Raw genomic sequence first — 23,214 nt, forward strand, 5'->3', positions numbered from 1 at the left:
CCCCAATCTTTTTTATTTATACATACTTTCGACTACTGGTTTTAATTGATCAATAACTAGTCCACTGCCACCGCGACCTTTGACGTTTTCAATCATTCCGACCATTAAATAATTTGGATTATCAGCATCAAAGGCATAAACAAATCCATTTTCAAGTCCATCTTCACCTTGTTTTTCTTTTAGTTCAGCGGTACCTGTTTTAGCTGCGATATTGTGTCCTTGGATTTGGAGATTGTGTGCTGTTCCGGCTGGGTCTGAAACAGTTTTGATTAATGCCGTTTTTACTTGATTAGCGGAAGTTGCTTCGGTTGCTTGTGTCGTTTTTCCAGCTTGTTCTTTCATGTCTAATTTTGGGTAAGGCATTTTCCCGTTGTTGGCAATAGCCGAGTAGGCGATAGCTTGCTGGATGGGGGACATAAGTAATTCACCTTGGCCATAGGAGGTATCTGCCAGTAAAATATCTGAATTTAGCCCATCGTTGGAGATTTGTGCTGGCTCCATAGTGAAAGGTAGATTATACTCTTTAGCAAAATCAAATTTTTCAAGTCCGGTTGTTAGTTTGTCTTTGCCGATTTCTAATCCTTCTTGTGCGAAATAAATATTATCTGAGTGAACAAGGGCATCCGTCATATTCACTTTTGGAACGTCATGAACACGAGTGACAAAATATTTACCCCAAGAAGCATCTTTTTGCCATTTTAGTCCAGAGATTTCACGGACTTTATCTGGTTTTGTAATACCTGTATCAAGCCCGATAGTTGCTGTAATTGTTTTAAAAGTGGAGCCAGGAGCATAACGATTTGCATATCTAGCTAGAAATGGTAGTCGTTTATCATCATTGTATTTTGCATAATCTTCTGCAGTAATACCAAGCACCATTTGATTTGCATCATAAGAAGGTGTACTTACTAAAGCTAAGAGTTCGCCATTTGTTGGGTTGATCATTGTGACAGCGCCTGTTTCTGAGCCAAGACTATCGAAAGCTTTCTTTTGAACGGCAGCATCAATAGTTAGCTTTATTTCTTCACCATCTTTACGATCGATTTTTTGTAGTGTGTCTTCTTGTTTTGTTTGGTCATTGATAATTTTGATTGCTCCACCATCTTTGCCGCGAAGTTGTTTATCATAATAACGTTCTAATCCGTTTTTACCAATAACATCGCCAACACCGAGTTTAGGATTTTTTTCAATATCTTCTGCACTTACTTCGCCAACATAGCCAATTAAATGCGAGGCAGCTTCATTTAATGGATAAGTTCGGAGTTCTTTTTGTGCATATGTTAGACCTGTTGCTTCAGGAAGTTTATCTTCATCTAGTGTAACAAGTGGAACAAAACTGTCTGCTTGAACCCATTTTTGTGCTAATTGTTTGTTAATATATTCCGTTGAAATGTCTAGTTTTTTACTAATGTCTTGGATGTTTTTCGTTTTTTCATCACCTTCACCTAGTTTGGAAGGGACGATACCAGCTTCGGCAAATTGACCTTTTGTTGCAAGCGGGACACCATTACGATCGACAATTTGACCACGTGTTGCATTATCTTCCGTTAGCCGAACTTTGTCAGTTTTCACCATTCCTGGGAAAATAAGAGCTGGTTTCCAGTCGATTTTCCAGTCGTCCCCTTGTTTAGAAATGGTTGTTTGATATTTTTGTGTAGCTAGTTTTCCTAAGCTAGTACGCATTTCCAGATTGTAAGTTAGGTTGAATTTTTTCGTTTTATCATCATAAACCGATTGTAGTTTTTTGACTTTAATATTTTCGGCGCCAATGCCACCATATACGGTTTGGTATTTTTCTTCCATTTCTTTGGCGGTAACTTCTACTTTTTTGAGAGATGCTGTGGTGACATTATTTCCAAGACTATCGTATTTTTCTTTAGCGATGTTTGAGGTAAATGTTTCTGCAGCAGCCAAAGCTTCTTTTTCATCCTTATGTTGATTTTGTATGAAAAAATAAATGGCAAGACCTATCAGGACAATAACGACGGCGATAATTCCTATAATTAGGGACTTCTTGCTGTTCCTTTTTTTTCCATTTAAATTAGTCATAATACACCCCTTATATTCATAATTGTTCAACTAATTATATCAAATGATAGGAAGAATACGAAAAAAATTAAGAAAAACTTTAGAATTGCTGGACATATTTTTTTCTAATTGATGTCATAGTTTGTTCTTATTTACTTGTTAAAGTAGTAATAACGAAAGGATGATGCTAGGTGGAAGAGATGGAACAACAAGAAAAGAAAATCGTTTTTCGCGGAAAAGGTATCCATAATAAATGGAAGTGGAGTACGATTATTGTTAGTATTCTCTCTGTCATTATTATTAGTGTTTTGAGTTATCAGCTGTATTCAGTTAGTCAAAATAGTCCGGGAAATAGTAGTGGAAACATGCAACAAGCTCCTAGTGGAGACGGAGCCCCAAGTGGAACTCCGCCATCTGGTGAACCCGGTCAAAATCCTGGCAGTTCGGATGATAGCAGTGATTCAGGCACAAGCGATAGTAATAGTGATAGTACAAGTAGCGATAACACGATATGATTCTCTGCCCTCTAAACAGCTTGTTTTAGAGGGTTTTAATTAATCTTTAAAAAATCTTATGTTATTTTCACTCTCTTTTTTTGTCATTTTATTGTAATATATAGGTAAGTTACAATAAATGAGGTGTGTAAAATGGCAAGACATGCGCAGAAAAAAAAGCGCCGTACTCGTAAAGGTAGAGTTTTTGTTACTATTTTATTGGCATTATTAATTTTAGTTGGTGTATTTGCAGTTATTGGTTATTTTCAATATCAATCTAGTTTAAAAGAAGCGCAAAGTGATAGCAATCTAAAAGACTATACATTCAACGGAGTCAAATCAGATGGTGATGCGATTAATGTATTGCTGATAGGTAGTGATTCTCGTGGAGCAGATCAAGGTCGTTCAGATAGTTTGATGATTGCTCATTACAATAAAAAAACGAAAACACCTAAACTAGTATCTATTATGCGTGATACTTATGTGGATATTCCAGGTCATGGAAAAAACAAAATCAATGCGGCATATTCTTATGGTGGTCCAGAACTTGTCCGTCAAACAATTAAAGAAAATTTTGGTGTCGATGTTGAGTATTATGTCGTAGCAAATTTCGAAGGTTTCCCAAAAATTGTTGATACACTTGCACCAGAAGGAATTAAAATCAATGCAGAAAAAGATATGTCGAAAAATATTGATGTAAGTATTAAAAAAGGCGAGCAAGTGATGGATGGAAAAACATTACTACAATATGCTCGTTTCCGTAAAGATGCAGAAGGAGATTTTGGACGAATTCGTCGTCAACAACAAGTGTTAGAAGCATTAAAAGAACAAGCTCTTGATGTAGGTGATGTAACAAAAATTCCAGATGTAATTGGTAAGCTTCAAGGCTATTCATCTACAAATCTACCAACTGGGACGTTAATGTCTGTTGGTTCGGATTTCTTACTTGGTAAAACAGAAAATATGGAAAAATTTGCTATCCCTGTTGAAGGAAAATGGCATAATGAACGAATTGAGGGAGCAGGTTCTGTTCTTCGTTTAGATGATGTCGCTGCAAACGCCCAAGCATTACAAGATTTTTTGAAATAAATTAGAGCACGGAAGTTCATTCTTCGGATTTCCGTGCTTTTCTAGTTATAAAATACAGTTAATCTACACGCGACTCACTGCTTAATATACGAAGGTGCGGTAACAAAGACTATCCAATTTAGATGGAAAATCGGCACAAAATAATGATTAAGAAATGATAGGCTAGTTTTAAATTTCTTTTTTTGCTTAGGATGGCTTATAATGAATACATATTTGAAAAGGGGGAAGATACTTCGTGGAAAGTGTAACAAAAAAAAGGAAATGGAACTGGGCACAGATTCTTGCAATTTTTGTATTAATAACGCTCCTTATTTCAATGGTTTATGCAGTTATTAACTTGATTTCAGCACCATCTGGAACTGTTCCTGAGGGAGAAAAAACAAAGGCGGATTATACGCTAATGTTGATGCAATGTGTACTGGGAGTGGTGGTCTTATTTTTACCATCATTGATTAGTAAGAAAATGCATTTTGTCATACCAAATGCCATGTATATTGTATTTATCATTTTTTTGTACTGTGCGATTTATTTGGGAGAAGTTCAAAGTTTTTATTATTTAATTCCTAATTGGGATACAATCTTACATACGTTTAGTGGAGCGATGCTTGGGGGACTTGGTTTTTCAATTGTTAGTTTACTGAATAGTGATGAGCGTGTAACACTTTCAATGAGTCCGGTATTTGTAGCGCTTTTTGCATGTAGCTTTGCCGTTTTTTTAGGAGTTTTCTGGGAGTTTTATGAATTTACGGCAGATAGTTTTGGAATGAACATGCAAAAAACTATGTTAGAAGATGGAACAATGCTTCAAGGTCATGCAGCGGTTGCGGATACGATGGGTGATTTATTCGTCGATTTCCTTGGTGCGCTAGTTGTTGCGATTGTTGGATACTTTTCCATTCGCAAAAATAAAAAATGGATGCTCAATTTTGAATTTAAAAAGATTGATGTGGAAAAAAATAAACCGATTTCTGACAAAAAGTAATTATTTTGGCTATAAGCAATGTCTATCAGGATCTTGCTTATAGCCTTTTTGTTTGGGAAATAATTCATTCGCTGTAATAACCATCAGAAACCATTAATTGAATGAGTGCAGAGATAAAGTCAGCACGATTAGTGTTTTTTTTGAGATAGTTTACATTCAATTCATCAGCAAGTAGTTCTATCATTCTTGGGAAAATTTGATTAAACTCTTCTGAATTATTTTTGTCTACTGATAATGCAATAATTAAATGAACTTGATTGTCAGCCCACTCTATCGGCTTTTTAGAATGAATTATGATGAAACCTGTTTTGTAAGACATATATTTTATTGCATGTGGAACAGCAATACCGCTTGGAAAGGAAGTTGCAGAAAGATTTTCCCGCTCTTCAAGGGCAGCTTTATATCCAGCTGGAACATAATTTTTTGATTGGAAGGTAGAAGATATAAGTTCAAAAATGGCTTCTTTAGTGATGCTCTTATTTAAATCCATATAAAAACCTTCTGGTATTAGCCTAGGTAATATATGAGTAAGTTCCGTTTGATATTTTTGGTGTTTTATCTGCTCGATTTTTTTTCTAATAATTTTCATATCTTGAGGTGTGATAAATTCTTTAATAGTAATAAAGGCAATGCTGGGGGGGAGAAAATAATCTTTTTTTAATGAGACTTGGGTTGAGATAATTAGTTCGGGTAGTACGGTTAAATCTAATTCCAGTAAGTCTTCAATCATATCAACAATGGTTAGCTCGTTACCAAAGTCATCTTCAATTTTTTCCTTCATTTGTTTTTCTTGCAAATTGTAACGGGGTGTAATAATTACCGCTTTAATTTGTTTGTTCTTTTTTTGCTGATTTTCCATAAAAGAACCAATATGCAAGGCTAAAAAAGCTATTTCATCATCAGAAATAGTTATATTTAAATCGCTAGAAAGAACAGAGGAAAGATAGACGGCAACATCAAATAGAACGGGATACTTTACTTTAATTTCCATTAAACTTAGATTGCGGGAAACCTTTTTTTCTTTGGAGCGTTTATATAAATTTTGAACATGAAGTAGTAGCCTGCTTTTAAACTGGTTATCAGAGAAATCAATTAAATAAATATTGCTGATTTCATTAAGGGCTCTATCTAGTGAATGAAGTACATCCGGTTCTACAAATTGTAAGACATCAAAATTTTCTTGGCGATATTCCCCTTCATAGAGAATGTTTAGCTCTTTTATATCATCTAGTAACAGGTCAACATGAAATTGTTTAGAAATTGCTTGCTGAATTTCTGCTATCGCTCGAAAGGATTTGTATATTTTTAAGGAATCAGCATCAATGGAAGTAACGATTTGAGAACCTTTAGCCCGGTCGATAGCAATAACTAAATGTAAAATAAAATTTCTGAGGAAATAAGTATTTAATGGCAAATCGTAACGCTCAAATGCGCGTTTCGTTAATGTGTTAATATAATCTAATGGGATGGTATCTAAAAAATTTTGAATATCAGCCTCGAATGCGAGACCATCTTGTTGAAGCGGACTAATGAGTTGGATCATTAGTTGACGCTTGTTTTTCGTTGCTCCCTCCAAGGTATAGCGCCCATTATTTTGACGAATATTTACGTCATAACGGTTGGCTAATTTATTCAGCGCAAATAAATCAGAACGGATACTCGCGTCTGAAAGGTATAATGTATCTGACAAATCAAAAACATCTACTCCTTTTGAAGCGTTTTTGAAGAGTTGACGTAAAATATAGAATCGTCGACTGTTTATGGAGTGATTTTGGATTGTGGAATTGGTTTCGCTTGGATTACTATATTTATACCCTAAGCGACTGACTTCAATGGATACTAAGCCTTGTTGATTGATTGCTTTTACGTAATTTCTGATTGTTCTATCTGTCACATTTAGAATATCAGCTAACTCTTTTGCAGAAATGAATTTATTAGTAGAGATTTTTTTTAGGTATTCGATTAGTCGCTCTTTATTATGCATGATATCAGTCCTTCATGTTTGAAGAGAAAACTAACTACTGAAGCACTAGTTAGTTTTCTCTAAGAGTGAATAGAAATCTTAAATATTTGCACCGTTAGTATGAATAACTTCTTTGTACCAATGAAAACTATCTTTCTTGATACGTTTTTTGGTGCCGTTACCTTCATCGTCTATATCTACATAGATAAAGCCGTATCTTTTTGACATTTGTTGAGAGGAACAACTGACAATATCAATTGGTCCCCAAGCACAAAATGCAATTACTTCAACTCCATCATATATAGCTCGACCAATTTGTTCAATATGTTTGCTTAGGTAATCTATGCGATAATCATCGTGAATCTTGCCATCAATAATCTCGTCATAAGCCCCTAAACCATTTTCGGCTATAATAATTGGTTTATGATATCTATCTGCATACTGAGAAAGCGTATGGTATAGTCCCTGAGGATCAATATTCCAACCCCAAGCGCTTTCTTCCAAATAAGGGTTTGCTGATGTGGATTCAGGCTTTTCATTATTTACCTCGTTATTGACCATTTGAGAAAAGTAATAGGAGATAGCTAGGTAATCCATTGTATTTTCTTGTAATAGCTTCACTTCATCTGGAGTGATATTTAGTGAAATACCATGTTCGCTAAAATAGTTTTTAGCATATTGTGGGTAGGACCCGTTAAATTGTACATCAGTAAATAAATATTGCATGCGATTATGTTTCATGGCCAAAACGATATCTGCAGGTTTACAAGAATATGGGTATACTGTTCCATCAGCGACCATTGTTCCGATTTGTAAATCAAAAGGCAGTTGTTTCGCGTACTTTCTAATTTTCGCACTGGCAACTAATTGATTATGCACGGCTTGATATTCCGCTTGCTCCATATTTTCAAATTGGTCGTTGCATATTGCTAATGATAAGAAAGGTTCGACTTGAATCATGTTGATTTGATTAATAATAATCCAATATTTCACTTTGCTGCCAAACCGGTCCAACAAAGTTTTTCCATATCTTTCAAACATATCAATTACTTTTTTGTTATGCCAGCCACCGTAGTTTAAGGTGAGGTTGATAGGTGTTTCGTAATGAAGCATCGTAATAATTGGTTCGATGTTCAAAGCACGCATTTTATCAATTAAGCGGTCATAATATTCTAAAGCAGCTTCATTTGGCTCAGCCTCTGTTCCATTCGGAAAAACACGTGACCAATCAATTGAAGTACGAAAAGTTCGAAACCCCATCTCTGCCAAAAGCTCTAAATCTGTCTCGAAAGTATGATAAAAATCAATTCCGTGTCTTTTGGGATAGTAGCTGGATGTGTCTTTTAAGTTTTTGGACACTTGTTTTAATGTCATTCCTTGTTTTTCTAGCTGTTGAATTTCTTGATTGGAGAGTCCTTTAAGATATGGCTGAACATCTGAAGTGTTTGGCTGTTTCCCGCCAACATCAAAGGCGCCATCAGCCTGACTAGCAGCAATTGCTCCACCCCATAAAAAATTATCTGGAAAGTGATTATATTTATTTTTTTTCATCTTCATTCTCCTTCCGTTAATTCAGATTCAACGGTCTGTTTATCATATACTTTGAAAAATGGATAATAAATAATCCAAGCAATAATAAAGAGAGCAAAAAAGTAAAGCATTCCAATAATAGAGGAAGTGGTAATCCAGTTCAAAATCGGACCAGGCAAGTACCAAAGTTGAAATGGTTCATGTGGAATCGGAACAATACCCACTTTCATAACAAACCAAGTTATTATTGGAGCAACGAGTCCATAAATCCACATTGGCACCATTAAAATCGGATTATAAGCAACAGGGGCACCAAATACAATAGGCTCATTAATATTAAATATTGATGGAATGAGTGAAGCTTTACCAATCAATTTTAAGCGCTGTGAACGAGCCATAAACGCCAACATGATACAGAGTGGTAAGGTTCCACCACCTCCGCCTATTAAAAATAATTGCATTGTTTCAGCAGTGAAAATATTCGCTACTTCTTTGCCAGCTTCAAAATTAGCTTGGTTTGCGGCGATAGCAGGTAACACAATTGCCGATTGAACTGGATAGATAACCCATGTGGAAATCCCAAAAGTATATAAAAATGAAAAGCCAAGAAATGAAATAATAACAAAGCCCCAAAAACCGCCGCCTAAATGCACGAGTGGCTCAAAAATAGAATTAACTATGCTATATAAACTTATATTTAATTCAAAAGTAAATAGCCATCCTACAAATAGTATAAAAATAATTGGAAGCAAAGTGTTAAACCAAACGGCTACGAAATCGGGAATAGCGGAATCCTCCCCAATAAATTTCCATTTAGAAAATAAATTCATGATGAAACCAACAAATAATCCTGAGACAAGCGCCGCAATCATACCTCCAGCCCCTAATGTATTTAAATCAAATTGAATGGCATTAGTTTTTGTAATTGTTGGAAAAACTAGCATTAAGAAAAAAGCAATACCAGCTAAACCAGCTTGTTTAGAAATATTTACATGGCCTTTACGTTTCATTACTGCTTCAGGTATTAAATAAGCTAGGAAAATAGAAAGCAAACCAAAAGAAAATGTGCTAATCATGGTTAAATCTGGAAAGGCATCCCAAAATTCACCAATGATGGATAATAATGTAGCAAAAGAACCAATAAAAACCATCGGCATTGCAGTTAGAATGGAGTCTTGAATCGCTGCAAACCAGGTGTTTTTGGCGATTTTATTAACTCGTGGTGAAAAGTGGTCGGTCATCCATGACATAAATTTATCCATAGTATCACCCTTTTAATTTTTTATAAATCTTAATAATTTCCTTCATTAAATTAATCTCTGTTTTTACTGTCATTAAAGTGTCTTGCGCATGACCAAAGAGTGGGGAGTAAGGGATTTCAACACCTTCTGCCTCTTTTTGCAGGGTGCTAGTTTGTGTTTTATGGGCGATGACAACCTCGTTATTTGCTTCTTGCATGAGGTTATCAGCTTGCTCAAATTCGCCATCAGCTGCTTTATTTACTGCTTGGAAAACAAAGTCTCTGGCATTTCCGGCGTGAAGAATAACGTTCATTGATAATAGGTTTAATTCATTAGGATCTACTTTTTTCATTTCCATTATCTTCCTCCAATATTTTTTCGGCAAAATTTATCAAATCAACACCATTTAGCGAGCCATACACTTTCTGCGGAATAATACCGTATTTTGTTCCATTTTGCTCGCAAGCTGTTTTCACTTCCTCTATCATATATTTCAGATGAGGTGCGACTAATAGTAAATCTGCACTACCCAAACTATCATATAGCTCAGATTCACTTTTTGCTTTAATATCAAAATCTTTTGCTGCTTTCTTAGCTGCTTTCCTTGCAGAAGCTGCCATAAATCCAGATGATGCACCTGCACCACAAATGAGTAAAATATGCTTTGTCATAATAATTACCTCCTCTATACGTATAGCATAGCAATTATTGTAATCGCCTTCATTTAAATAAATTTCCTATTAGTAGGAAATTTATTTAAATGAAGATATCGACCAAAAATTAGATTAGTTATCAGGATTGTAGAAAAACAGAGTAATTAGTTTTTTGCTATTTTGCGTTACTAGTATAAAATGGACTATATATTTTAAACTCACAGAATTAGCGCTATAAAGACTATCTACTTTTTCTACCTAACTTGAAAAAATAACGATGAAGCAAGAACGATACAGGAGGAGTAGTTTTTTGGGGGAGGAGATAATATCCTTAGAGATCCGTTAGAGCATATTACAATAGTCATTTTTATAGTAAACAAAAAATTGGTTGATTTGAGTCTATTAAAATACTGACTTCATATCAACCAATCTAAAGGTTAGTAATATACTTTATGAGATTTACATTATAGTGAATGTCTTTGCTTTTCTAGACGCTTACTGCGGATTACTCAACTGTCTTTTTTTTGCAGGCTAAGAATAATTTCTCGGATATAATTTATTTCGCGATCTGTTATTTGCTTTTTAGCAGGCATTTGACTATAGAGTTGTGTTTCATAAATTCTTGTAAGTTTCGAAAAACTATCTATTTGTAAATTATTATCAACTCGACCAGCAAATTGGCGTAGCGTCTCACTAGATTGACGGTTGTATTTGTATAAACCTAGTATTTTTAATAATCTATTAAAAGTGGTACTAAGTAAGGGTCTATTTTTTATTGATTGAAGCAATAGATAACAGCAAATCCACCGTCTAAAGATGACTGTTAAAATAAGAAGAAGGAAAATGAAACCATCTAGTATTAAAAAAGCCCACTGAGGAATATCAAAATTTGCAGTTGAAGTATTAGTTTTTGTGGTTTTTTCTTCCGGTGGTTCGCCAGTGGAACTACTGCCAGCTTCTTGTTCAGGAGTTTGTTCTGGCTGCTCAGGTTTTGCTGCTTCACTCGCGCTTTCACTTGGATTATCTGGTTTATTTGCCGTTTCTGTTGTTGGTTCTTGGAAATTCTCTGGGTTAGAAAAAGTGGCAGTTGGCTCAAATGGAACCCAACCAGTACCTGGGAAAAACACTTCTGGCCAAGAGTGAGCGTTATTATTCGTTATTGTATAGATGGATTTGTCGCCATTAGTTTCCTTTTCTCCTTCGCCAGGAGTGTATCCTTTTGCCCAACGCGCTGGAATTCCAAGTGTTCGAAGCATCATAACCATCGAAGTAGAAAAATTGTCACAATAGCCAATTTTAGTTTCAAATAAAAATTGATCTACATAATCGGCGCCATTCGGTGTTTCTTGAGCGTCATCAGTACTATAAGTAAAGTCACCTGATTTACTTAAATAATTTTCAATCGCTTTTGTTTGATCGTAAATTGAATTGGCATCTTTTGTCACTTTGTTAGCAAGAGTTGTAATGCGCTTTGGTAAGTCACTAGGCGTTTGGGTATATTTGGAAATAAATGCATCTGGTAAAGTACTAAAATCGGCATTTTGCATCTTTTCAATATCATAAACGGGTGTTTGTAATTGAATAGTGTAATTTTTAATAGTATTTGCAGGTGTAATTTTTTCGGTTGTTAAATTGGCGTTAAATGTGTCAATAGCGCTATTAATAGTTTGCACTCCGTAAGGGTAAGGCACATATTCGCTAGAAGCTTCAAAACTGATTTCGGTTGTTTTAGTGTCGCCAGTTGTTTCTTCAGAAAGTTGAATTGGGAAGTCATCACCAGAAGAAAATGTTTGTAGTTCGGTTGACTTTTCATTCGCCCAACCCGTACCAGTATAAATTCGTTTTGATTCTATACGCCAATAATGACCATTTTCAGTGCGTGCTTTAAAGACAGTTGCATTGTCTTTTTTCAGAGCACCGCCAAGCTCGGTATCATCTTCGCTATAACCAACCGTACGTGTCGTATTAATTCCAAGAGCATTGCGGATGACAGGAACGGGGTCCGGCCAAATCGGTGCTTTTTTTGGTAGCATTAACGAACTAAAAACAAAAACAGCGAGTAGAAATAGCACAAAAGCATGATATTTAAAGCCATTACGTTTAATCGAATCAGAGTTTACCCGGTTTATGGCAGTAATTCGGCTCGTTAAAGCAAGATGTAGTAACAAGAAACCTTCTAAAACTGTTCGAACAATGGCCCAACTACTATTATAATTTGTAAAAGTATTAATAACAGCAAGATAACTAACTGTTAAAATAAGTACACTCATAATTCGTTGTTTCCGTAAAATGCTATATGTCGTAATATAACTAAGTAGCCACAACGCAATTAGAAAGACAATGAGAATAAAGTCCATTGAAATGTCAGATGAGCGGAATTGAACCATATTAGTAAAACCGCCAAATGTGGTTTGGAAAAACGAAGAAAACCATTCAGTTGAAAAAATTCCTGCTTTTGCATAATATATTCCGGATACAATATAGATCATTCCAATATGTAGCGGAATAGTCCAGTAATATTTTAAACGAATGAAAAAACTAGCTAGTGAGATGGTGATAAATAGAATTATCCAGGTTGCGGTATTTAATTCAGTTAAATTAGCAAATGGATAAATCCACTCAGAAATAAGTAAAACAGACAAAATAAATAGTAAAAAAATCGAGAGCTTTTTCTTCATCCGTTTTCACGCTCCCATCGGCTCATCAAGCTGGCAGGCTCAAGAAATATAGCACCAGCTGCATCAACTGTTTTCGTTTGTTCATACTGAAATGTAATAATTTGCAGTTGTTTATTATCAGTTAAGCGAGTAACTTTTTGCATTAACATTGTATCCACAGTTGGAGTGAATAGCAGGATTTTCTCGCCATCATGTAAGTTATTATCAAGTGAATCTTGTAATATTAAACTATCTTCTGGTTTAAGTTCAGCAAATGCGGTCGAAATTTCTTGTAATGTATTTGCATCGACAGCAGGGGCGAATTTGGTTATTTTATCTCCTAAAATACTAACGCGAATTTCCCCTTGATCTTCAGAAATTTTCCGAATGAATGAATAAGCGGCACGTAAAGATAATTCAAAATACGGATGATTAGCGCCATAAAAAATAACGGACAAACGAGATGTGGCGCTATTTTCAAATTCACGTGTCATCAATTGATCTGTTCTAGCAGAAGACTTCCAATCAATTAAAGAAATTCGATCACCAGAAGTGAATTCGCGCAAACTGTGCAAATTAGAATTCTTTTTAAGCGTCCAGTAAGCAGCATTTCGTTCATTTTCAGGAGAAGCTTCTCGGATTTTTTCTAGGATGTCAGGAAAGTAACTGGGATAGACAGTGAATGATTTTTCGGAAGATGTGTGAAAAGAACGTTCCAACAACCCGAAAGCATCACTTGTTTCTAAATCAATTGGCGCAAAAGTATGAATACCTCGAAGCCCTACAAAGCTCTGAAATGTCACAGTGAATTTTTTCTTGAAAAGTGGATATACTAATTGTTGACGCGCATTTGTTTGCCCAAAACTAAGTGGTATTTTTTGCTGAAATAACAAATAACCCACTGGATAATGAGATTTTCGCGTGAATGTCACTTGCATATCTATTAAATCACCATCATGATAGGTGTTTTTTGCAAAGTGACGATGCACGTTCCAAGCTTTCAGTGGGTAAACTGACGATAGCAATAATACAATGATAATAAAACTAAAGAAGTATGTTAGAAACCAACTTGCAGTATCACCTTGAAACAAAGTATACGACCAAAGTCCAGCATAAATTAGTAATAAAATAATCCATCTAGATGCCAATAAGAGACGTTTTTTTAACATCCGTTTACCTCTTTTCTACCGGGACTGATGTGTTTTTCAGAATAGAAGTAATGATTGATTCAGGTGTTTCCTCGTTATAATAAGCCTCTGATTTCAAAATTAAACGATGGGTAAAAATTGGAGGCGCTAAATACTGAATATCATCTGGAATAACATAGTCGCGACCTTCAATAAGTGCAAAGGCTTGTGCGGCTTGCATAAAAGCTAACGATCCACGAGGACTAATCCCCAGTGCGACCGAAGCATGTTCTCTAGTGGCAGTAACTAAACGAATAATATAGTTTTTTAAAGCATCATCAATAAAAACGTGTTTTGCTTGTTGTTTTAAGTCTAGTAATTCGTTCAGGGTTACGACTTGCTGAGTTTGGTCGAGTGGATCTTGATATTGTTTTAATGTAAGTAATTGCATTTCTTCTTCTGCAGTCGGATAACCAATATTTATTTTTAATAAAAAACGATCTAGTTGTGCTTCTGGTAGTGCATAAGTTCCCTCATATTCAATCGGGTTTTGAGTCGCCATAACAAAAAAAGGATTGGCTAGTTTGTGGGTTATTCCATCCACCGTAACACTATTTTCCGCCATACCTTCTAAAAGTGCAGCTTGTGTTCTAGGAGCAGTACGATTAATTTCATCTGCGAGAACGATATTCCCCATTATTGGACCTGGACGAAATGCAAAATCACGGGTTTCTGGATTGAAAATGGATACCCCTGTTACATCCGCTGGCAATAAATCTGGAGTAAATTGAATTCGTTTGAAAGATACACCAATTGTTTTTGCTAAAGTACGCACCATCATTGTTTTACCAACTCCTGGAACGTCTTCAAGTAATACATGCCCTCCAGCAAGTAGTGCTGTTAAGCTTAATTTAATTACATGTCGTTTACCGACGATTACTTTTTCCACTTCATTTATAATTTGTTCTATTTTAATGGATGGCTCTGCAGACATAATTTGCCTCCTATTTTTTAGTTGAAATTTTCTCATTTATGTATTAATGCTACTATAATCGACCTTGAATGTAAAAGATTTGATGCGTGATGGACATTTTCTAGGAGATTGTTTACACTAAGAATAACTGGAGGCGAGAAACTTTGAGCGTAAAATTAGAAGACTTAATGAAATTACCTTCTTTAAAAGAAGCGAAAGTTGTGGCTGGAAAGTCAGGTTTATCTAAGCTAGTTTCTTCTATTTCTGTTTTAGAGAATACAGAAGTGTCTCTCTTAGATGATGAACTATTTAATAACAATGAATTTTATGGTAGTGAAATAGTAGTTTCTGCCTTTGTGAATATTTGTCATGATGTCGAGGCGCAGTGCCGGACAATTGAACGATTACACAAGGTTGGCGAAGTGGCATTAATTTTATATTATGTGGGGATTTTTATTCCGAAAATTGATAAAAAAATGATAGATTTTGCGAATGAATTGGATTTTACGATTATTGTGATGCCTGAAAACGAGCTGTCGCTAAGGTACAGTGAAGTAATCTATGAAGTAGTAGAAGCAATTGTGAAACAAGAAATGACGGATACTAATTTTGTAGGTGAGTCGCTGGAACAGATTTCAAATGTTAGACCAGCACAGCGAAATATTGATACAACACTAAAAATTCTTTCTGATAGGACACATGTATCGCTTGTTTTAACGGATAATTCGTTTCAAATAATTAATTCGATTACTTGGCCAAGGAATAGGCAATGGGATTTTGATGAAATAATTGAAGGGTCGAAACAACTAAATGAACATGAACTTACAAAGTGGACAGTGGATGAGCGAGCTATTTATGCTGCTAGAAAGCCGATTTTTCAAGATGGGATGCAAGCGATGCACTTATTTATGATAAAGGAAAAAGACTCACTTACAACGGATGTTGCAATGCAAATCAGTGAGGTAGTTCAAGTGTTTATGAATTTATGGGGCAAAAACTATGTTGAAATTAGCACAGCGGAGTTAATGAAAGCTATTTTAAATGATGAAAGTTTGAAGATGCGCCGACTTGGAAAAATTTTAAATGTTGATGTTTCTTCTATTAAATGGATGTGGATTGTGAAAACAGAAGAAATTCGCGATAATGAACAAGTATTAAGTGAATTAAAGAGCTTTGTTGCAAGTCATTTTAATGTTTCGTTAATCGATTTATTTGAAAAAAATATTGTTGTGCTATTAGATAACTCAGTTGCGCAGAGGGACCGGACACACACGGCACAAACTTTTGCAGAGATGATGAAGCAACTCGGAATTAAAATGAAAATCACTGTTTGCCAAGGAATGGAACAAACCTCAGATGTGCAATATGCCTATTCACTTGTCAATGAAAATAAGAAAGCGGCTAATGCAATTTATGCTAGAAAGCTAATTTATTCACTGCAAGAAATTGATTTTGCGGCAAAATGTGTGGAAATTGTTGGAAGAGGAGAGCTAACAATTGCAGATCATCTGCGCCCGCTTAGACCACTTGAGAATAACGAAGAATTGCTTGAGACGCTTTCAGTATTTTTATTAGAAGGAGAATCAAATTATAATCAGGCAGCAAATCTGCTCTTTCTTCATAAAAACACGATTAAATATCGGATTCAACGGATAAATGAATTATTGCAATACCCAGTAACGAAAATTCCTGAGTCTTATAATCTCTATTTAGCGGTGGCGGTTAGAAGGCTCCTTAGTGAAACGAACAATAATAATTAAAATCAGCGCGATTTTTGTCTAAAGTGACAAAGATTGCGCTGTATTTTTTTTATTCTGATAAATACAAATGATACCTCGTTCTTATATAATTAGTCATTAATATAACTATTACTATAAAAAAGGGGCGAAATAACATGACAACGAAAAAAACAGAGCAACAAACACAATCTTGGCAAAGCTTAGCATTTGTATGGACTGGAGCAATGATTTGCGTACCTAGTCTCCTTGTTGGGGGAACGCTTATTTCAGGTATGGCTCTTTGGGAAACGATTTTAATTGCGCTTATAGGATATGGTGTTATCGTCTTATTTATGATATATCAAGGAATGCAAAGTAGCGACTTAGGTCTTCCGGCAGTCAATGTAGCAGCGCAAGTATTTGGCGAGCAAGGGAGTAAGAAAATTATTTCGATTATTTTAGCAATTGCTTGTCTTGGCTGGTTTGGTATTCAAGCTAATGTCTGTGGAGCAGCTTTTTCTCAGTTTTTAGGTATTTATGGTATTAATCTTCCTGTACCAATTTCTTCCTTGATTTGGGGAGTAATTATGCTACTTTCGGCACTTTATGGAATTCGAATTTTGAGTATTTTAAATTATATTGCCGTTCCAGTTCTATTATTCGTTTGTGTCTATGCTTTAGTTGTTTCGCTGAGTGGAGATGGCTTATCTATTGTTCAAAATTACAAACCAGTTGGACATATGTCATTCATGTCAGGTTTAGCCATTACGATAGGTTCATTCGCTTTAGGAGCAGTAATTGCTGGTGATTACTCTCAGTATACTAAATCACGTAAAGACGTTGTAAAGGCTGCAATCGTTGGGATTTTACCGTCTGGGGTATTGATGATAGCTATTGGTGCGATACTTGCTCTTACGGCGGGAACAGCGGATATTTCTGTTGTATTTACTAATCTTGGACTACCTCTTTTAGGAATTATTGGTTTAATTTTAGCTACATGGACTACAAATGCGGTGAATGCATTTTCTGGCGGTATTGCAATTATCAATGTATTTAATATCTCTGAAAAATACCATAAAGCCGCTGTGGCAATAACTGGTGGACTTGGAACACTCCTAGCAGTAATTGGAATTCTAAACCACTTTGTACCAATTATGTCCGTTCTCTCAGCGATGGTTCCACCTGTTGCAGGCGTGATGATTGCTTCTTACTGGATTATACAAAAAGGGGATAAATCCAAGTGGGCTCCTGTAGAAGGGGTAAACTGGCTTGGATTAAGTGCATGGTTGATTGGTGCAGTAATTGCAGGGATTCCAGTTATTTTAACTTTCTTCCCATCATTGCCACAATTACCAAATCAACCATTAATTGGAATTGTTTTGTCGCTTGCTGTTTATTTAATTGGAGCGAAAGTTTTAAACGGAAAAACGAACAATGTAGAAAACTTGGAGGGAAAATAAATGCGTTATTTAGATGAACAAGCTATTGAAAATATTGCGATTGGTGCCGCTTTTTTAGGAACTGGTGGGGGTGGAGATCCATACATCGGTAAAATGATGGCACTAACAGCAATTAAAAAATATGGACCAGTACAACTTTTATCTCCTGAAGAAATTTCGGATGATGATTTTTTTATCCCAGCAGCAATGATGGGTGCGCCTTCTGTACTTATTGAAAAATTTCCAAAAGGCGATGAGTTTGTCCGTGTGTTTGAAAAATTAGGAAGATACTTAGGTAAAGAAGTAAAAGGAACATTTCCAATGGAAGCAGGCGGAGTTAACTCAATGATTCCGATTGTTGTGGCGGCTCAACTAGGCTTGCCGCTAATTGATTGCGATGGTATGGGGCGTGCTTTTCCTGAACTACAAATGGTAACTTTCCACTTAGATGGTGTTTCAGCAACACCAATGGCGATTACCGACGAAAAAGGCAACATTGGGATTATGGAAACTATTGATAACAAATGGACTGAACGTCTTGCTAGGGTGACTACTGTCGAAATGGGCGCGAGTTCACTTGTTAGTTTATATCCTTGTGATGGAGCGCAAATTAAACAAAGTAGTATTAAAAATATCGTGACACTTTCAGAAGAAATTGGCAAAGTGATTCGAGAAACTTCTCTAGATGAAGCAGATAAATTACAAAAATTAATAGATGTAACGCATGGTTATCATTTATTTGAAGGGAAAATTATTGATGTGGTGCGCGAAACTCGTGCAGGCTTTAACTTTGGTAGAGTAAAAATTGCTGGTTTAAATAAAGATACGAATAGCGAAGTAATAGTCCATTTCCAAAATGAAAACCTAGTCGCAGAGAAAAATGGAGAGCCGATTGCAATAACACCAGATTTAATTTGTATGGTTGATTTAGAAACATTAATGCCAATCACGACGGAAGCACTAAAATATGGTAAACGAATTCGCGTGATGGCACTTCCTGCAGATAAAGCTTGGCGGACAGAAAAAGGAATTGAAACAGTTGGGCCACGCTATTTTGGCTATGAAGTTGACTTTGAACCATTAGAAGAACTTGTACAAAAGGAGGAACGCCGCCATGTATAAAATAGGAATTGATGTTGGTGGTACAAACACAGATGCGGTTATTTTAGATGAAAATCAAAACCTCATCCATAGTGTCAAAATGCCAACTAGTGAAGATATTGAAACAGGAATTACCGAATCATTACATCGTGTCTTAAGTGAAACGGGAATTGATCGTTCGAAAGTAACACATGCGATGCTCGGAACAACACAGTGTACAAACGCGATTGTAGAGCGCAAAAAACTGGCAAAAGTAGGCGTTTTACGTTTAGGCTATCCAGCAACAGCATCCGTTTTACCATATACAGCTTGGCCAGAAGATATGGTAAGCTTTTTATCGGGAAAATACAAATTAACTGGTGGCGGCTATGAGTATGACGGTCAAGTGCTATCCGAAATTAATGAAGAAGAAATTCGTGCAACTTTGGCTGAATGGAAAGGGGAAGTCGAGTCTGTTGCAGTTGTAGGCGTCTTTTCTTCCTTAAAAAATGACCAAGAATTAGCAGTGCAACAAATTATTACAGATGAACTTGGCGCAGATATTCCAGTATCCATTTCATCTACAGTTGGTTCCGTTGGGCTAATTGAACGTGAAAATGCAACCATTTTAAATGCGGCGCTTTTTAAAGTTATTGCGGCAACTAGTAATGGTTTTGAAAAAGCACTCGAGCAAGAAGGAATTGAACACGCAGAAATCTATCTGTGCCAAAATGACGGAACATTGATGTCACTGAATTATGCAAGACAATTCCCAATTTTAACAATCGCTTGTGGACCGACGAATAGTATCCGTGGCGCATCCTATCTTGCAGGATTAAAAGATGCAATGGTACTTGATGTTGGTGGTACAACGTCGGATATTGGAGTACTTACAGACGGATTTCCTCGTGAGTCTTCACTGGCGGTTGATGTTGGCGGAGTAAGAACTAATTTTAGAATGCCGGATATTATTTCGATTGGTCTTGGTGGCGGTAGTATTGTTCGCGAAAATGATGGCGAAATCACGATTGGTCCAGATAGCGTCGGTTACCGGATTTCTGAAGAAGCACTCGTTTTTGGTGGGGAAACCTTAACAACTACGGATATCGCCGTTCGTCTGGGAATGGCAGATATTGGTGACGCGAAATTAGTCGCACATATTCCAACCGATTTTGCTGAAAAAGCATATGAGAAAATCGCTCATATGACGGATGATGCGATTGATAAAATGAAAACGAGCTCGAGTAACGTGAATCTTGTTTTAGTTGGTGGTGGAAGCGTGATTATCCCTGATGAAATTACAGGTGTAGCTACGATTTTCCGTGATAAAAACGGACCAGTTGCTAATGCGATTGGCGCGTCGATTTCACAAATCAGCGGACAATATGAGCAAATCTACATCTATTCGCAAATCGCACGCGAAGAAGCTTTAGAAGATGCAGAACAAAAAGCAAGAGAACAAGCAAGCCTTGCTGGAGCTGTTGCAGACACGATTGAAGTCGTAGAAGTAGAGGAAATTCCACTTGCTTATCATCCAGGCAACGCTACAAGGTTACGAGTGAAAGTTGTCGGAAATTTGGTTTAAAAATAGCACTTCCAATTTAGAAAAGTAAATTGGAGGTGTTTTTTATACAGATATAGGAATAAAAACTATTATATTAGCACCAATCTCCATCAAATGCTCACAAAAAACGTACCTAATTATGTTATACTAAATTGAGTTGAAGGAAGTTATTTCTTCATTTAGCTAAACAAATAGGTAATTAAGTCTAAGAGAGAAGGATGATATAATTATGAAAATTGGTATTATCGGAGCAGGTCCAATCGGTACCACTCTATCCAATAAGCTGTCAGAAAATGGACATGAAGTAAAAATTGCTGATGTCCGTAGTATAGAACGTTTAAAAAACAAAACATTTAGCGGAAAAGCAGTAGATGTAGAAGATGTTATAGTTGATATAGATATGTTAATTTTATCCATTCCTACTTTTGTTATACCTAGCATTGATCGCATAATAGCTCAAGTTGCAAAGGAAGTTATTATTGTCGATACTTCAAACTACTATCCATTTAGAGATGATAAAATTGAAGCTATTGAAAAAGGTGAAGTTGAAAGTATCTGGGTATCGCAGCAAATTGGTCGCGACGTAGTGAAAGCTTTTAACAATCTATTAGCCTATACATTAGCCAATAAAGGAACACATCAAGATGATAAAAATCGTATTGCAATAGCTGTTTCAGGGAATAATATTGTAGAAAAAGAAAAAGTAATGCATATTGTAAATGAAGTAGGTTTTGATGTTGTAGATAATGGGGATTTAAACAACTCATGGAGAGCACAACCTGGGACACCTGCTTATTGTACTGAATTGACAAAAGAAGAATTAAAAGAAGCGCTAGAAAAAGCTAACAAAGAAAAAGCTCCGTCACTTAGAGAGAAAGTCATTGCTAGCTTTTCACCCGATTTTAACCATGAAGATATTGTTAATTTGAATAGAAAAATCTATAATGAAAAATAGCTATATTCTCAAAAAAGAAATCAGTCAGTAAGATTGGTTTCTTTTTTTGGTTGAATGACTTTCAAATAAATACCAGCCTGACTTTTTTGAGTTGCCACCTGATTCATTTTCCGCACTTTTTCAGAAATATCCGCCACAGGAATAAGTAGACCGTTCACTAAAACAGATGGATTAATCAATCGTGTTTTTTTCTTTTGATGAAAAGTGTAATCTGAGTAGTTTTCCTCTAAACGAACGTCACTCCAAAGGACTTGAATTTGTTCTTTTACATCTGGATTTTGCATTAATTTAGCCAATAGTTCTACATCTGTTAGCTGGAAATCAGCAGTTGTGATGGTTTCTTGCTGCAAAGCCAATCGAAGTGCAATCGCTAAAAACTCATTGGCAAATATATTCAGTGGATCATAAAAATAATCAATTACTTCCGAATAATATTGTTCTACAAACCATTCTGCAGTATATACATCCGTCAAATAAATCTGCCCATTTATAACTACTAATTTATCCAAAAAATGTGCTATTTCTGCCAAACTGATTTTTTCATGCCGATATAAGTCAACTAATGTATAATCAATCCGGTCTGCACAAAGTTCAGGTGCTTCCTGTTCTAGAATCTTCCACTTGGAAATATCTGCTAAAATTTCTTCATAAGAAAAACCATATTTTTCTAAGATAGTTGGAATAGTGGAGTTTTTAACAAAGTCTTCAAAAATTTGTTCATGATAATCCTCTTTCTCCAATTTAAGAGCCTCATCAACTGTATGAGAAAAGGCAGTATGAGAAATGTCATGAAGTAAACCAGCAATTTGTTCCTCCAGAGATCCACCAAATCGTCGGATAAACAGCATCACACCAATAGAATGCTCCAATCTTGTTAGGTTCCAAAGCGGATTCACTAAATAACTAGCGCCGCCTTGATGTATTTCTCCAAGTCTTGTTACTGAAGGACTTACAATTAATTCTTCTAGTACTTTTTCAATTTTAAAAGTTCCATAAATCGGGTTGGTAATTTTCATCGTTGCACCTCCTTTTTAAGTATAACGTAAAAAATGATTCTTCTCATAATGTATTCCATTAAAATATATAGCAATTATTTGTTAAAAAAGTGATAGATTAGGCAAAATCTATATGCTATAATGAGTATTGTCTGAATAAAGCGTTTTCTTATTCAGTTCTCACTAATAATAGTTCTTTCTTTTGCATTTGGTAGAATTTGAAAACAGTGAGATTTTTGGCAGCAAAATATATCAAAAAAGGATGGGTTTTATGTTTGATAAGTTAATGGGAAAAGCTTCAGTGGTTACCGAGTCTTCTTATGGAATTGAAAGATTTTTAGACGAAGATGAGCAAATTATTCGTGTTTTTAAATTTGTAAGAGATGAATTAATTATTACTTCAAAAGGGATTTTTAATGTCGATGCGCAAGGCTTAACAGGGAAGAAAGTTGAATATAAATTTTTCCCAGTAAAAGCATTGAAACACATTTCTATTGAAACAGCTGGAACTTTGGACCGAGATTTTGACTTAAAAATTGGTGTTGACGGGAATACGGTAGTGACACAAGATACTTCATACTCTGCACCACTAACATTAAAAGTACACAAAAATGATACAGAACTAGGTATGGAACTCTTTAAAACAATCAAAGGAATGCTATAAAATTAAAAGTAATTTTAAAACTACATATTTCGGACAAAACTATCGCTGAAAATGGTGTAAAA

General features: G+C 35.6%; 19 protein-coding genes. 9 read left to right on the plus strand and 10 right to left on the minus strand.

The features are described 5' to 3' along the window. Positions 1-12: 12 nt before the first annotated feature. The gene (gene pbp4 / locus HCJ50_RS02190) at positions 13-2,049 is read right to left on the minus strand and encodes a penicillin-binding protein PBP4(5) (protein ID WP_185345906.1); all 2,037 of its coding nucleotides are present in this window, start codon (positions 2,047-2,049) and stop codon (positions 13-15) included. Between the two features lie 170 nt (positions 2,050-2,219). Here pbp4 and HCJ50_RS02195 point away from each other — a divergent pair, with 170 nt between their 5' ends. The 3 genes from HCJ50_RS02195 (at position 2,220) to HCJ50_RS02205 (ending at position 4,593) form a co-directional block, all read left to right on the plus strand. Continuing rightward, a complete protein-coding gene (locus HCJ50_RS02195) occupies positions 2,220-2,543 on the plus strand; it encodes a hypothetical protein (protein ID WP_185345904.1) in 324 nt (107 codons plus the stop codon). A 132-nt stretch (positions 2,544-2,675) separates the two neighbouring features. Beyond that, positions 2,676-3,611: an LCP family protein gene (locus tag HCJ50_RS02200; RefSeq protein ID WP_185345902.1), complete on the plus strand. Its 936-nt coding sequence runs from the start codon at positions 2,676-2,678 to the stop codon at positions 3,609-3,611. 235 nt (positions 3,612-3,846) lie between these two features. Continuing rightward, on the plus strand, positions 3,847-4,593 hold the full coding sequence (locus HCJ50_RS02205; protein ID WP_185345900.1) for a hypothetical protein: 747 nt from the start codon (positions 3,847-3,849) through the stop codon (positions 4,591-4,593). Between the two features lie 64 nt (positions 4,594-4,657). On the opposite strand, the gene HCJ50_RS02210 is transcribed toward HCJ50_RS02205, so the two are convergent. The 8 genes from HCJ50_RS02210 to HCJ50_RS02245 all read right to left on the minus strand — a co-directional run bounded on the left by HCJ50_RS02210 (position 4,658) and on the right by HCJ50_RS02245 (position 14,758). Beyond that, complete coding sequence (locus HCJ50_RS02210) at positions 4,658-6,577, minus strand: BglG family transcription antiterminator (protein ID WP_185345898.1); 1,920 nt, start codon at positions 6,575-6,577, stop codon at positions 4,658-4,660. A gap of 78 nt (positions 6,578-6,655) precedes the next feature. After that, the gene (locus HCJ50_RS02215) at positions 6,656-8,107 is read right to left on the minus strand and encodes a glycoside hydrolase family 1 protein (protein WP_185345896.1); all 1,452 of its coding nucleotides are present in this window, start codon (positions 8,105-8,107) and stop codon (positions 6,656-6,658) included. Between the two features lie 2 nt (positions 8,108-8,109). Further along, the gene (locus HCJ50_RS02220; protein ID WP_185345894.1) at positions 8,110-9,348 is read right to left on the minus strand and encodes a PTS sugar transporter subunit IIC; all 1,239 of its coding nucleotides are present in this window, start codon (positions 9,346-9,348) and stop codon (positions 8,110-8,112) included. Between the two features lie 4 nt (positions 9,349-9,352). Then, positions 9,353-9,685: a PTS lactose/cellobiose transporter subunit IIA gene (locus tag HCJ50_RS02225; RefSeq protein ID WP_185345892.1), complete on the minus strand. Its 333-nt coding sequence runs from the start codon at positions 9,683-9,685 to the stop codon at positions 9,353-9,355. Then, entirely contained in the window at positions 9,660-9,998 is a 339-nt protein-coding gene (locus HCJ50_RS02230; protein ID WP_185345890.1) for a PTS sugar transporter subunit IIB, read from the minus strand. Before HCJ50_RS02230 ends, HCJ50_RS02225 begins: the two co-directional genes overlap by 26 nt. 491 nt (positions 9,999-10,489) lie before the next feature. Next, positions 10,490-12,658: a transglutaminase-like domain-containing protein gene (locus HCJ50_RS02235; RefSeq protein ID WP_185395461.1), complete on the minus strand. Its 2,169-nt coding sequence runs from the start codon at positions 12,656-12,658 to the stop codon at positions 10,490-10,492. Continuing rightward, positions 12,655-13,806: a DUF58 domain-containing protein gene (locus HCJ50_RS02240; protein ID WP_185345887.1), complete on the minus strand. Its 1,152-nt coding sequence runs from the start codon at positions 13,804-13,806 to the stop codon at positions 12,655-12,657. Before HCJ50_RS02240 ends, HCJ50_RS02235 begins: the two co-directional genes overlap by 4 nt. 4 nt (positions 13,807-13,810) lie before the next feature. Then, a complete protein-coding gene (locus HCJ50_RS02245; RefSeq protein WP_185345885.1) occupies positions 13,811-14,758 on the minus strand; it encodes an AAA family ATPase in 948 nt (315 codons plus the stop codon). A gap of 143 nt (positions 14,759-14,901) precedes the next feature. On the opposite strand from HCJ50_RS02245, the gene HCJ50_RS02250 reads away from it, so the two are divergent. The 5 genes from HCJ50_RS02250 to HCJ50_RS02270 all read left to right on the plus strand — a co-directional run bounded on the left by HCJ50_RS02250 (position 14,902) and on the right by HCJ50_RS02270 (position 21,493). After that, the gene (locus HCJ50_RS02250) at positions 14,902-16,497 is read left to right on the plus strand and encodes a PucR family transcriptional regulator ligand-binding domain-containing protein (RefSeq protein ID WP_185345883.1); all 1,596 of its coding nucleotides are present in this window, start codon (positions 14,902-14,904) and stop codon (positions 16,495-16,497) included. 134 nt (positions 16,498-16,631) lie between these two features. Next, entirely contained in the window at positions 16,632-17,915 is a 1,284-nt protein-coding gene (locus HCJ50_RS02255) for a cytosine permease (protein ID WP_185345881.1), read from the plus strand. After that, the gene (locus tag HCJ50_RS02260) at positions 17,916-19,016 is read left to right on the plus strand and encodes a DUF917 domain-containing protein (RefSeq protein WP_185345879.1); all 1,101 of its coding nucleotides are present in this window, start codon (positions 17,916-17,918) and stop codon (positions 19,014-19,016) included. Further along, complete coding sequence (locus tag HCJ50_RS02265; RefSeq protein WP_185345877.1) at positions 19,009-20,559, plus strand: hydantoinase/oxoprolinase N-terminal domain-containing protein; 1,551 nt, start codon at positions 19,009-19,011, stop codon at positions 20,557-20,559. Before HCJ50_RS02260 ends, HCJ50_RS02265 begins: the two co-directional genes overlap by 8 nt. Positions 20,560-20,767: 208 nt before the next feature. Continuing rightward, positions 20,768-21,493, plus strand: coding sequence for an NADPH-dependent F420 reductase (locus HCJ50_RS02270; RefSeq protein ID WP_185345875.1), 726 nt, complete (start codon positions 20,768-20,770; stop codon positions 21,491-21,493). Between the two features lie 20 nt (positions 21,494-21,513). Here HCJ50_RS02270 and HCJ50_RS02275 read toward each other — a convergent pair whose 3' ends face one another. Then, positions 21,514-22,509 carry an HD domain-containing protein gene (locus HCJ50_RS02275; RefSeq protein WP_187127462.1) on the minus strand — a complete coding sequence of 332 codons (996 nt, stop codon included), beginning with the start codon at positions 22,507-22,509 and terminating at the stop codon, positions 21,514-21,516. A gap of 250 nt (positions 22,510-22,759) precedes the next feature. On the opposite strand from HCJ50_RS02275, the gene HCJ50_RS02280 reads away from it, so the two are divergent. After that, positions 22,760-23,152 (plus strand): PH domain-containing protein, encoded by a 393-nt coding sequence (locus tag HCJ50_RS02280; RefSeq protein WP_185345871.1) that lies wholly within the window; start codon positions 22,760-22,762, stop codon positions 23,150-23,152. The last annotated feature ends 62 nt before the right edge of the window (positions 23,153-23,214 follow it).

The sequence above is a fragment of the Listeria immobilis genome (assembly GCF_014322765.1).
In the GTDB taxonomy this organism is placed as follows: domain Bacteria; phylum Bacillota; class Bacilli; order Lactobacillales; family Listeriaceae; genus Listeria; species Listeria immobilis.